Annotated in this window: 9 protein-coding genes and 1 pseudogene; 4 read left to right on the forward strand and 6 right to left on the reverse strand. The window is 53.0% G+C overall.

The window, feature by feature from the left end; genetic code table 11:
* Positions 1 to 176 precede the first annotated feature (176 nt).
* The 3 genes from ACR3FF_RS22545 to ACR3FF_RS22555 all read right to left on the reverse strand — a co-directional run bounded on the left by ACR3FF_RS22545 (position 177) and on the right by ACR3FF_RS22555 (position 5,341).
* Positions 177 to 692 (reverse strand): hypothetical protein, encoded by a 516-nt coding sequence (locus ACR3FF_RS22545; protein WP_458190389.1) that lies wholly within the window; start codon positions 690 to 692, stop codon positions 177 to 179.
* A gap of 619 nt (positions 693 to 1,311) precedes the next feature.
* Positions 1,312 to 1,686: a CBS domain-containing protein gene (locus tag ACR3FF_RS22550; protein WP_458190390.1), complete on the reverse strand. Its 375-nt coding sequence runs from the start codon at positions 1,684 to 1,686 to the stop codon at positions 1,312 to 1,314.
* Between the two features lie 298 nt (positions 1,687 to 1,984).
* Positions 1,985 to 5,341 (reverse strand): hypothetical protein, encoded by a 3,357-nt coding sequence (locus ACR3FF_RS22555; RefSeq protein ID WP_458190391.1) that lies wholly within the window; start codon positions 5,339 to 5,341, stop codon positions 1,985 to 1,987.
* 769 nt (positions 5,342 to 6,110) lie between these two features.
* Here ACR3FF_RS22555 and ACR3FF_RS22560 point away from each other — a divergent pair.
* Positions 6,111 to 6,328 (forward strand): annotated as a pseudogene (locus ACR3FF_RS22560) (RNA-guided endonuclease InsQ/TnpB family protein); the annotation flags it as partial.
* Between the two features lie 107 nt (positions 6,329 to 6,435).
* Here the strand turns inward: ACR3FF_RS22560 and ACR3FF_RS22565 are convergent.
* Positions 6,436 to 6,840 (reverse strand): PIN domain-containing protein, encoded by a 405-nt coding sequence (locus ACR3FF_RS22565; RefSeq protein ID WP_458190392.1) that lies wholly within the window; start codon positions 6,838 to 6,840, stop codon positions 6,436 to 6,438.
* Complete coding sequence (locus ACR3FF_RS22570; protein ID WP_458190393.1) at positions 6,841 to 7,068, reverse strand: DUF7557 family protein; 228 nt, start codon at positions 7,066 to 7,068, stop codon at positions 6,841 to 6,843.
* 271 nt (positions 7,069 to 7,339) lie between these two features.
* On the opposite strand from ACR3FF_RS22570, the gene ACR3FF_RS22575 reads away from it, so the two are divergent.
* On the forward strand, positions 7,340 to 7,978 hold the full coding sequence (locus tag ACR3FF_RS22575; protein WP_458190394.1) for a helix-turn-helix domain-containing protein: 639 nt from the start codon (positions 7,340 to 7,342) through the stop codon (positions 7,976 to 7,978).
* A 186-nt stretch (positions 7,979 to 8,164) separates the two neighbouring features.
* On the forward strand, positions 8,165 to 9,415 hold the full coding sequence (thrC, locus tag ACR3FF_RS22580) for a threonine synthase (protein WP_458190395.1): 1,251 nt from the start codon (positions 8,165 to 8,167) through the stop codon (positions 9,413 to 9,415).
* Positions 9,416 to 9,428: 13 nt separating this feature from the next.
* Here the strand turns inward: thrC and ACR3FF_RS22585 are convergent, their stop codons facing one another.
* The gene (locus ACR3FF_RS22585) at positions 9,429 to 11,057 is read right to left on the reverse strand and encodes an N-acyl-D-amino-acid deacylase family protein (protein ID WP_458190396.1); all 1,629 of its coding nucleotides are present in this window, start codon (positions 11,055 to 11,057) and stop codon (positions 9,429 to 9,431) included.
* Positions 11,058 to 11,150: 93 nt separating this feature from the next.
* Between ACR3FF_RS22585 and ACR3FF_RS22590 the strand changes: the two genes are divergently transcribed.
* Complete coding sequence (locus tag ACR3FF_RS22590) at positions 11,151 to 12,392, forward strand: Zn-dependent hydrolase (protein WP_458190397.1); 1,242 nt, start codon at positions 11,151 to 11,153, stop codon at positions 12,390 to 12,392.
* Positions 12,393 to 12,525: the final 133 nt, after the last annotated feature.

The raw sequence follows: 12,525 nt of genomic DNA on the forward strand, positions 1-12,525 counted from the left end.
CGGCGGCGGTCCTTCGACCCTCGATTCTGATTCTTGAACCGCCGTTCCAGCGCAACCTCAACTGAGCTGTCAGAGTGATCGCTTCACCTCTGTCGCCGATTTGATTCGGCAACTACTGTAAAGGGCGAGGTATTAGCGCCTGCACTCTCCACAACGCAGTTGTCCTGCTTTTCCCGTTAGTCAGTGCAGGGGATCGTGAATTCTCGAGACTCACCCTTGATCGGAACGGAACCGATCGTATCAGGAAGGCGTGCCTGGGCCTGGTACGTATAGGTATTGCCCGGCTTGAGCCGCCATTCCTCGCTCTCTTCACTCACACCCTCTTTTCCGTACACGAAGGTAAGTGAAAACTCAGGGCCTCGTTGGTGGTCAGGTGGTAACTGTGATGGTGTCGCCGTCGGATTCCAGAGTTTGATTTCCTCGCCAATACTCCCGGACATCGTTCCTTTCTTTTTGTACGTAAATCCCGCCCAGACAGACTCGTGACCGGCAAAATCAGTCATGGTTCCAAAAAGGGTTACTCGTTTCTGCCCCGCCTCGGCACCCCTCGTCACGACCTGTGCTGTTTGGTCACCGCCTGACTCTGCTCCGGTGAGCAGTGCTCCAAGTGTACTCAGTCCAACGACGCTCACGGCTGCAGAACGAAGAACTGTTCTTCGTGTGGATTGGAAATCGGGACGCGTTTTCGACATTGCTCTCCTCGAACCACAACGATAGTTGCCTTTGGTATTGCGGCACCTTCTGGCCAACTGGGCAATTGGTTAGCGGACTACCGAATAATCGCCGAGTCACAGGTTTCACGGCTTTGTTTGACCACTGTGGCTCTGTTGAAAATTCCAGGACGTGGCAGGAATGGCGTGCTGACGACAGAGGAGTGTATCGGTCGGCCTGTTTGCTCGTAGTCCTGGTTATAGATTTGCAGGCGAGAATACCACGCCCTTGAGGACGTGGATGAATCGCCGTCTTTGGTTACTTTCACTGTACAGCAAAGTCTTAGGCGCTTTCCCTGCGTATCTCTCTTTGTCGATTCGATGGTACCCCATCGGATTCGGACAGTCCGTAAACTGGCAGTTGACTCGGTGTTTGCCTCATCAAAAAGTAAGCCCTCGGACACGCAGGCCGACACAAAACAAAAAAGTACCTCCGATTCCCGTCCATTCCTCGGACGAGATAGGAGTAACGGTTACGTGGCATCGCCAGCATCTCGTCGGGGTGCAAACCGTAACCATCCCAACGAACCACCCAGTGGTGGGTGTGGGAGGCCGGCGTCTTCAGGCGTGGGAGGCCGGCGTCTTCAGGCGTGGGAGGATGTCACGAGAGGTGCGCAGTGACGTCGGTCGAAGAGACCATCCCGACGTATTCGTCGTCGACGACCGGGAGATGTTTGATACCGTAGGTGGTCATCATGGCGGCGACCTCCTCCAGATAGAGGTCCGGTGTGGTGGTCTCGACACCGATTGTCATTACATCGGCCACCTGTAATTCCGAGGTCTCGCGTCCTTCGGCGACGGCGTTGATCACGTCCGTACTGCTGATGATCGCCCGGGGGGTGTTTGGAACGACCAGAGCACTGATGTCCTTCTCTCGCATCCGCTGTGCGGCTTCCATCACCGTCGCATCCTTTGCAATCGTCTCTAGTGGCGTTGACATCACGTCTTCCACGGTTGTCCTGTCATCAGAACTCATACCATAGCCAACGGATTCAAACATTATGCATCTTCCCCCGACCCCTCGCTCCGCTCCAGTTCTTTTCACTGTGTATTTATAAAAATATGATTAGTTTGGGGCACCACTACGGTTGAAGGCAAACAGTGAGGTATGTGCGTTGTATCCAGCAGGGTCCCCAAAACGTATCATAGATTGTGTGTTTCAATGAGGCCACCACTGAAGAGATGATTTGCTCCCTGGGAAAGGACGTACGCCTGAAATCAGCTCCTATCCTCGATTCCTGTATTAAGGCACTTATACCTCGGACAGAACGGTTCTATACAGATCCCTCGAAGACGGCGTACCCGATGCGCTCGTTCGTGTGATTCAACTCGGTGTCGGCGCTTTGCTCCTCCTCGACTTTGACCTCGACGCCGGTGCTCGTGAGATTCCGATAGCGTAGGGTTGCCGTATCGGGGCCGTTGAAAGTTTGCAGGTCGGCGACGAACTGTGGCGTGACGTACTCCTGCTGGAAGCTGATTTGGGACCACTCGTCGGTGAATCCATCGACCCGCCGTACCTCGAACGCCGTCCCGTCGACCTGCCCCGTCGCCTGTTCGAGCCCGATGTAGCCGATCGTCTCGTTCGCATGTTCATTATCATTGGCTTCTTCCTCTTGGACTCGTACCTCAAACGAACCACTTGAGACGTTGTCGAGTCGTGTGACAATTGGGTCGGGACCGTTGGACGTCTGTGCCTGAGCGAGAACGACCGGGGTCTCGGTGAAGAAGTTGCCCAGCGACACGGTGACGAAATCAGCCCGGACAGATGCGTTTCCAGCTTTTAGCCGATACGACGACCCATCGTCGAGTTGCAATTCACGCTCGCTCGCCCCCATGGCGAGTGTGTGGAACGTCTCGCTGGTGTGCGTGCCGTCAAGGTATTCCCACTCTTCGAGTTTGTACTCGAAAGTGCCGTCGGCAATGTTTCGGAGGCGGACATGAGCCGGTTGACTACCGTTGAACGAGAGTGGCTTTGCGATAACGACGTCGTTCGGTTGCACGACCGAATCGGCCTGCTGCCACTGATCTCTACTCGTCTGGTTACTGCTGGAAATAGTATTTGTTATTAATGTAGCGCCCTCGAAGACGGCGTATCCGACCGCTTCCGTGGTGTGGTTCGTTTCATTGTCTGCGCTTTGTTCTTCTTCGATCTTGATTTCGACACCGGTGCCCGACAGATTCCGGTAGCGCAGGTTGGCCGTATCGGGCCCGTTGAACGTTTGCATGTCGGCGACGAACTGCGGTTGCTCGTACTGTTGGTCGAACGTGAGAGTCGCCCAGTTATCATCGATCGCTGTGTCAGTTCGGTGGACTTCGAACGATCTCCCGTTGAGTACGCCCGATGCTTGCTGGAGTGCGATGTAGCCGACCGTTTCAGTCGTGTGCCAGCCATTGGCTTCTTCCTCTTGGACTCGCGCGTCAAACGAACTGCTCGAGATATCTCGTAGCCGGGTGACAATCGGGTCGGGCCCATCGAATGTCTGAGCCTGCGCGAGCACGACTGGAATCTCCGTCCCGAAGAAATCTCCGAGCGAAACGGATTCGAACGTGTGGTCGACAGTTGCTGTTCCGGCTTTCACCCAATAGGTCGTGCCATCCCCCAACTGCACCGTCTGTTCAGTCGGTTCTACCGCGAGACTGTGGAACGTTTCGTTGACGTGCGAACCGTCGAGATACTCCCATTCTTCGAGTTTGTACTCGAAGTCGCCGTCGACGACGTTTCGGAGGCGGACATGAGCCGGTTGACTCCCATCGAACGAGAGTGGCTGTGCGATAACGATGCGAGTCTCTTGGGCATCTGAATCGACCTGGTGCCAGGTGTCTCTATCCGGCTGGTTTTGGGTGATGGTCTCGGTAGAGAATACATCGGAGAGCGTGAATTCGAGCTTGGCGATGGAGGCTGGCGGCATCGTCACCTCGATATTTCCGTTTGCATTCGGCTCCAATTGGACGGTCTCTCGGGTGAACCCATTCGTCGTCGTCCAGCTCGTCTGTTCTGCAAATGGGTCATCGTTCGTCGGTGTTTGAAGGACGGCCGGGACTTGGTCGGTAGACGAGTCACCGGTGGGCGACCATCCAGTAACACTCACTTCAGTCGTGTATGTTTCCCGCAAGTTGCGGTTCGTGACGTACACGATCGCTTTCGAGCGGCTCGCCGCATCTAGAATAGCTGTTGCGTCTACGTAGGGGACGTTTTCCATCCGGCGGATTCTAATTCCGGTCTCGGGAATGGTGAGGGTTGGACTATCGGTGGTCGTCGAGAGACGATTCCACTCCGTGGTTCCGTCCACGAACGGTTCTGCGATGGTCTGTGCCGCATAATCAGCTGGTGGAACCGGACGGAAATCGATCGGATACGGTCGCCAAAACAGCGAGTTATCACGCATGTGGCTCATCGAAATGGCGTCGCCGCGACGCATGAAGGTGGTGAACATACTGGCCGTGAAGGCCGCGTGGGCCATCGTCGGATAGTCCGCTCGTGGCCACCCAGAGTTCACCGCCGGTTGGAGGTTCCACTCACCGACATCGATCTGGAGACCGTCGATGCCGTACTGGGCAGCTTCCTCGACGACTTCTTGCATGAGTTGGTCGAATTCACTGGGAAAGTTGACGAGTACCTCGTTATACCCGACCGGGTCTGTATTATTCGTCTGCAGCCACTCTTCGCGGTTCGCTTGATTGACGATTCCCCGGACATACCGGTGGATATCGATGCTCATCACCGACTGTCCGGCGATTCTGAACAGCTCTTGATTCCAGATTGGTGGCTCTCCGAACCGGATTTCGGACGATCCGTCGTGGAAATCTGTATACATCGGGTCGATACCGACGGCGTGGACGTCGATGCTTGAATCGGCCGCCGTCATCGCAGTCTGGTATCGCTGAAATTCGCGGGCATAGTCGTAGACATCAGTATTACCGATTTGATACTGCCCGTAAACCTCGTTGCCAACTTGCCACGAAGTCACGTTCCACGGGTCGGGATAGCCGTGTTCTGCACGTAATTGGCCCATCGCCGTCGACTGGTCACCGTTCACGTACTCGACCCAGTCGGCCGCCTCTTCCGGTGGGATTTCCGACCAGAACCCGACGTTGATGATGGGTTCGATGTCGGTGATGTCACAGAACTCAAGGAACTCGTTGGTCCCGAGATAGTTCCGTTCGAGGCCACCCCAGTTCACGTTCGGAACGACTGGTCGCTCCTGTATGGGCCCGACACCGTCTTGCCAATGATACTGGCTCGCAAAATTGCCGCCCGGCCACCGCAGACTCGTTATGTTGAATTCGTTGAGCAGCTCCACCGTCGTCGGATTGAACTTCCCGTTGATGGCATCACCGGCTCGGAGTATCACCCAATCGAGATCCAACTGTCCCTCCCCCTCGGCAATAAAGGAGAGTTCGTATTCGCCGAAGGGCGATTCCTGATACCGCTGCGCACTTTGTGTGCTGAGTTGTAATGTGACTGACCGACGCTGCCAGCTTCGTGTGACAGGAACCGATTCAGCAGTCTGAACGCTTCCATCCGGTGCCTCAAGCTGGACGTCACAGGCGTTGATCTGTTGTCCGCGAACCGAGAATTTGACGACGTACTCAAGCGTGCGGTCGTCCGGCAATGCTGTTCGTTGTTTCACACCACCCTGGGCACTGTTCGTTCCACTTGGCGTGACCAATATGCTCTGGTATCGGGATTGAGTTACGCCTGACGGGCTTGGGCGCTTGTCGGCTGGTACGCCATCGCCAAATTCCAAATCGGGTTCCGCTTCACGTCCGTGTATTCCACCCAGGTTCTGGACGAAATCGATGTTTCCAGCTGTCTCGACAGGTTCCCATGGATAGGCGATTTCTTCGTAGCTCGGCGTCTCGGGGTACAAGACTGCAGTGCGGTCGCCTGCTGTCGGGATATTCCACACCTCGAAGGAGCCATTGGCCACGTGATCCGAGTAGATTCCGGGGTATGCATCTCTCCCGTTGTGTTCGATGAATTTGCCGAAGATTCGGTCATCGATCGTCCAGTCAGTCGCATTCGACGAATCAACACTGATTACTGCGTTACTGGTGGCTTGTGCAATGTTACACGCGGTATCACTCTCGTTTCCGCCATCCGTTCGAGCGGCGGCGTTCCCGGGCAACCCACCGAGTCCTAAAAGGCTGGTGCCACTAAGTGATATACTTTTCATATATTCTCTTCTTCCGATATCATTTACATTATCGTTTTTCCCCATGGACGGAAAAGTAGAGCGATGATTAGGACATTGTTATGGGGTGCCTGAAGATAGGTTTTCAAGAACAAGAGTTGGTTGTTCCGTTCAAAATAATAATCTAAACTCAGTGATGATATTTCATATGTATAGTCATGTCAGGAAACCATATCTGACGTCGTGGGAGTAGTCCCTTAAACAAACCCGTAAAGGAAACCGTGTTCAGCAAGCCAAGTTCGAATGCGGTGAATGTGGTGCCACAGCGAATGTGGATTCTATGGGTGCGAAGAACGTTGGATGGCGGATTGTTCGTCAGGGACTCCAGTTGTCTGGCGGACGGGTGACAGTCAACTCGCCTTGAAGTCGGGAACAGTGACACCGAACAGGGTATTTGTCCGTCCGACTAGCAACAGCCAGTAGAGGGTGAGTTCAGGGAAAACCCCCCGCCACTGTGCAGGGGTCGTCAACAGCAAGAAATCAACTATCAAAGCACCTGAATCGTACAGAAGAAGTCTATTGGTTGGCGGTTAGTATGGGTTGTATTCTTCGACGGACAGCACAGATTGTACCTCGTCTTTCCAAAAGTGCTTTTCTGCGGTCGCAAACCGCGCCCCATGTTCGCGTGCTGAAGCGGCAATGAGTGCGTCCGGGTGGTCTGCCGGAACTCCCAGACTCATGAGATATTTCTGTAATGATGCGGCTTCATTGGCTGTCTGCTCGGTTATTTCCAGGACATCCATCGACGTGGTGACTGCTTGTCGAATTATTTCTGGAGATGTATCTAGATACCCGTGAACACACCCAATATATGCTTCGTACAAGACAATGGAGGAGACAGCCCAGACATCCTGTTCGTACTGTTGCAGAAATTGTCGGGCTATTTCTTTTCCGTCAAGATAATCGCTTAGAAGGTTATTATCGAGTACTAACATCTATTCGACGTCCTCTATATCGTCAGTCATCCCCTCTCGCATCTCTTCCCGTACTCGTTCCATGCCAGATCGTGTCTCTGAGTCTGTTTCTGCGAGTACACCGAACCCTGCCCATTTGTCGCGTTCAGTGAGTCGCATGATGACATCTTCGTAACTCTCTCCCTCTCGCTTGTAGAGGTCGAGTCGTCCTTTTGCTTCATCCGAAACGCGGATGGAGGTGTCACCCATGCATGTGCATACGTATGCGTATGCAAAATCCTTTGTGATTTCTTCCCGTCAAAAAGTAGCTTGATATTCTATCGTGGAAGTAGACCCATTCGGCTCCTCTCGTTATACTGGAATCCATCTATATACTACGTTATATGTAAATATAGATGGAAAAGAGTCAATAGCTCTTGTCATCCTATATCGTGCCAGTCAGACCATGTCAGAACAGATACCACCAGAAATTCTCCGGTTGAAGATTCGATTGTGGCACCCCAACTGCTGGACACTACACGTGACTAAAAAAACGGAGGCAGGACTGCTCGGACACGGTGTCTTTACAACGAAAGATGGTGAAGCAAAATCCAGATTTACCGTCTATGGGGACTCTGTCGGTGAGATCGAGAAATTGATTCGTGAAGCTCAAAAATCACCGTTAACCGAATCAGTTCGAGAGATTCAGCACAGTTATCGAACCGGTAACTCGTCGATCCCTACACCAGGGAATGCAACACGTGATATCTTCGTCGAATTCAACCCAGAGAATAGTATCGACAATTCGTTCGTCTCACGAGGGTTCGTCTATGACGGCCCAGTACGCATCTACGATGGGCTCGAACGGTGGACGGTTGTCGCACACCAAGGACGTGAAAAAGTGAAAGCTCAACTGGCGGCCATCGAGGAAGAGATGGATGCCGAGATCAAAATCCTTCATATCTCCTCCTATGATCATTCACGTAAACATGAGTCCGCGCTTGACCTCCTTTCTGCGCGTCAGCGAGAGATATTCTATCACGCTCGCGACAACGGCTATTATTCGTGGCCACGAGAGGCCACATCTCGCGACCTTGCTGCGGATCTTGATATCTCGAAAACGACTTTCCTTGAACACCTCCGAAAAGCAGAATCGAAGATTCTCAACCAAGTAGAGTGAAGATATGTTCCGCTGGTGTTCTCAACGTATCATGGCGGCGAAGCACTAACCACGTCGAAGGCGAGAATAGGTGGATTGCGTTGAAATCGACCTTGGATACATTTCGCCTAAATCTCTGAGATATAGGCGACATCCCCTCCCATGGGAGGTCGTAGGTTATTGGACGACGGAATTTCATGCTTTAGTATGGCAATGGAACACGTAACTACTCTCGAGTGCACCCTTTGTGGTGAAACGTACGACCCCAATCAAATCATCTACACGTGTCCAAATCACGAGGGAGTCAAAGGCATCCTCGAGGTACAATACGACTATGATATCATCAGCGACAGGTTCGACGAACCACTCGATGGTGTGATCGAAAGCCAGTGGAAGTACCGGGCCTTTCTCCCGGTCAATGATGATGCTAAACCCGTCACACTGAATGAGGGTGGTACTGACCTGTTCGAAACGCCGAGTCTAAGCGACGAACTCGGTGTCGACATCCGAGTAAAAGACGACGGGCGGAACCCTACTGGTGTTTTGAAAGATCGAGCAACGAGTGTTTCGGTGACGAAAGCCGCTCACATGGGACAAGACGTATTGACGTGTGCTTCGACGGGCAACGCGGCTGCATCCCTGGCAGGATATGCAGCGCGCGCCGGACTTCCATGCCGAATCTTTGTTCCTGGTGCGGCCCCGAAAGGTAAGCTTGCGCAGCCGTTAGTCTATGGTGCAGACGTCTTGGCAGTCAAAGGGAGCTACGACGAAGCCTACGATTTGAGTATGGAAGTCACGGAAGAATTCGGTTGGTATAACCGGAATGCGGCAGTCAACCCATTTCAGGTAGAGGGTAAACGAACCGTTGGACTCGAACTCGCGGAGCAAACACAAGGCGATGTTCCGGACTGGCTCGTTTTCTCCATGGGCGATGGTTGTACCATTTATGGTGGCTGGAAAGGATTCCGTGAGTTCTACGACCTCGACTTCGTCGATGAAACACCGAAGATGCTCGGTGTCCAAGCAGAAGGGGCAAGTGCGATTCACGATACGTTCCAAAATCACGACGACTTCGACGACGTTGCAGAGACGGTCGCAGACAGTATTTCGGTCGGTCGGCCACGAAACACGGTCAAGGCCTGTAAAGCGCTCGAGGAAAGTGGTGGGACGTCAATCCTCGTCAGTGATGACGAAATACTCACCGCGGAGAAGACACTTGGGAGCACGGAAGGAATCTATGCCGAACCCGCAGGGGCCGCCCCAATTGCAGGTGTTCGAAAGGCGGTCGATCAAGGCATCATCGAACCGGACGAGACTGTGCTTGCCGTCGTCACCGGCTACGGGTTGAAAGACACGAAAAGTGCAATGGAAGCCAGTGGTGAACCACAGCACATTCAACCTAATCTGGCGGATGTCAATACACTGTACGGCGACGATCGCTCGTCTTCGTCGCGATAAGAAACTGTACTAATTAGGTCGGGATATCGTTTCTTCGGTCTTGAGGCCGGGACGACCCCTTCCACTCCTCTGTAGACCGAAGGACAGTTCCTGCCCGTTCTTCCGTTGGGTGACCATCTTCGACAGCGATGATTCCGTTGACAAGGACATATTGTATCCCTTCAGCCAACTGTAATGGATTCTGATACGTCCCATTCTCCTGTACCGACTCCAGATCGAAGGCCACAAGATCGGCATGGTAGCCTTCTGCTACAAACCCTCGGTCTGAAAGACCGAGGACTGTAGCTGCATGACCACTGGTCTTGTAGACCGCGGTTTCGATCGAAAACACCTCACGGTCTTTGACGTAGCGTTCGAAGATTCGAGCAAACGTTCCGATTGCACGGGGATGAGGTTTCCCGCCGAAGATTCCGTCTGAGCAGATAGTTCCTCGTTCATCGGCCAGGAATCGCTGAATATCCTCCTCTGCCATGATGAAATCCGCCATGGTCACGTCAAGCTCTTCTTTGACGAGCAGGTCGCACATCGCGTCAATCGGATCGATATCGCGTTGTGTTGCAATTGCAGCAACCGTTTCGCCGATCTTCTGTCCGCTCGCTGTATGTGTGATGAGGATGTTCTTCCAGGTTCCTGCTGCCCGGGCGAGGTTCTCCCACTCGCCGTCAGATTCGATATCGGCTTTAATTTCCATACGTGTTTTATAATCTTGCAACCGGGCACATATCTCCGAAGCGCTTCCCTCTCTTGCCCAGGGGGGAAGTAATGCGGTGAGCATCGTCGACCCTGCTGTATATGGATACTGATCGAATGTGACCTCGAGCCCTCGTTTGTTGGCAGTATCGAATAACTCGATAACAGCCTCTGACTTGCCCCAATTGTTGTTTCCACCAACTTTGAGATGGGAGATGTGTGGCTGACAACCGCCTTCTTCGCAGATCTCAATGTACCGCTTAATGGATTCGACGACATGGTCAGTCTCGTTCCAGACGTGCGAGACCATGAAGGAGTTTCGCTCACCCAATGTCTGGGCTAGTTCCACGAACTCATCATCACGACCATATGAACTGGGCGGGTAGATCATCCCTTTGGACATGGCGAATGCACCCTGGTCAAGAGCTGTCCGAAGTTCCTCACAGAGTCTGTCTATTTCCCCAGCATCGAGTTCGCGCGTTTCGAAGCCCGCGACCGTCGAACGGAGGTTTCCGTGCGGAGCATAATAGGCGCAATTGACTGCTGGCTTTGTAGCATCCAGCTCATCGAGAAACTCATCTACGGAATTCCACGACCAATTATCTTTCGTCCCTAATAGCGACTGTACGCGCTTTCCCCACTCTTTTTTGTGCACTTCCGGAACTGGCGCTACGCTGACGCCATCCTGTCCCATCACTTCGAGTGTGACGCCTTGTGTAAGTTTCTCCGATGCATCTGGGTGATCGAACAGCCGGAGTTCTGAGTGGGCATGCATATCGATGAATCCGGGCGCGAGAAACCCACCGTCTAGGTCGATTTCTCGGTCTGCGCCGACTGGTGAATCGCCGATTCGCCTGATCGTTTCACCTGTGATGAGTACGTGGGCGGTATATGGTGGCTGACCGGTGCCATCGACGACTGTTGCGTTCTGGAATTCGATAGACTCGTTCATCTTACTGTGGATGGTTCACACGTGACAAAAACGGCACTCCCTCCCATGGGAGGCTGTTCAGTGAAAACAACAGATGACCTGTGATACGGTGTCATGGATGATGCGACAGTAGACAGTGAACGATTTCAGCATCGGTTCGAGCTGTTCAATCAAATCGGAGAAACTGAGCGCGGAGGCGTAAATCGACCTTCTCTCTCCGATGCGAATAAGAATGCACGAGATCAGTTAGTCGAATGGTTCGAAGATGCAGGATTGGCCATTACTATCGACGAGATGGGGAATATCTTTGGTCGCAGGGAAGGGAGAAACGCTGACGCTGCACCGGTATTGTTCGGCTCTCATATCGATAGCCAATACAACGGGGGGCGCTACGATGGTGTCATCGGTGTTCTCAGCGCGCTCGAAGTGATCGAAACGCTCAATGATGCAAACATCGAAACCGATCGACCGCTCGAGATTGTCGCATGGAGTAACGAAGAGGGTGTCCGCTTCCAACCGGATATGCTTGGAAGCGGAGTCTTCACCGGGATTTTCGACCTGGAGTATGCATACTCTCGCGAGGACGGTGATGGAAAGATCTTCGGTGATGAATTGGAGCGAATCGGTTATCACGGAGATACTCCCTGTGAACCACGTGACCTCCACTGCTACTTCGAACTTCACGTCGAGCAAGGCCCGTATCTGGACGAACAGGATGTGAGTGTGGGTGTCGTCGAAGGCGTCTATGGCTTCTCTTGGCTTAACGTCAGTTTCGGTGGCAAAGCAGATCACGCTGGACCGACGCCGATGCATCTCCGGAATGATGCACTTGTCGCCACCAGCGACGTCATTACTTCTGTCCGTCGTCTCACTGCGACCGGTGGAACTGATTTAGTCGGTACCGTCGGCTCAGTCGACGTGTATCCAAACTCGATCAATGTCATTCCAGAACAGGTTGAGTTCACCATCGATTTCAGATCATACGATAACGACATCGTTGATCAGGCCGTCGAACGTATCCAGACTGAGATTCAATGTGCCGCGGAACGCGAAGGCGTCAGTTGGGAGTGTGAAGAGATTATGCGCGTCGATGCAGATCCCTTCAATGATGACTGTGTTGCAACAGTAGAGCAAGCAGCGAACGCTGTCGGTGCGGACTATATGCGGATGGTCAGCGGTGCGGGTCATGACGCGAATTATCTCAATACCGTCTGTCCGACTAGTATGATATTCATCCCCAGTGTCAACGGGATTAGTCATACAGAGGACGAATATACCGAATGGGATGATGTCGTGACCGGTGCGAATGTACTCTCACGTGCGGTAGTAGAGAAAGCTACAATCGCTCATCTGTAGCGGTGAATACTTTCTCATGACTGGAGTTCGTAGCCTTCCCCAGCATGGTCAGCAGAGAGAGTGTCAACGAGGTCTTTCTACCTGACAAAGAGGACTGTTTAGAGTATCTGCGTGATCAGCGATGGCCGGACAG

It is taken from the genome of Haladaptatus ordinarius (assembly GCF_054177595.1).

Coding starts and splice junctions, on each gene's coding strand:
- ACR3FF_RS22550 (WP_458190390.1), bottom strand. CDS start 1,686: ATGAGTTCTGATGACAGGACAACCGTGGAAGACGTGATGTCAACGCCA.
- ACR3FF_RS22590 (WP_458190397.1), top strand. CDS start 11,151: ATGGATGATGCGACAGTAGACAGTGAACGATTTCAGCATCGGTTCGAG.
- ACR3FF_RS22570 (WP_458190393.1), bottom strand. CDS start 7,068: ATGGGTGACACCTCCATCCGCGTTTCGGATGAAGCAAAAGGACGACTC.
- ACR3FF_RS22545 (WP_458190389.1), bottom strand. CDS start 692: ATGTCGAAAACGCGTCCCGATTTCCAATCCACACGAAGAACAGTTCTT.
- thrC (WP_458190395.1), top strand. CDS start 8,165: ATGGCAATGGAACACGTAACTACTCTCGAGTGCACCCTTTGTGGTGAA.
- ACR3FF_RS22565 (WP_458190392.1), bottom strand. CDS start 6,840: ATGTTAGTACTCGATAATAACCTTCTAAGCGATTATCTTGACGGAAAA.
- ACR3FF_RS22585 (WP_458190396.1), bottom strand. CDS start 11,057: ATGAACGAGTCTATCGAATTCCAGAACGCAACAGTCGTCGATGGCACC.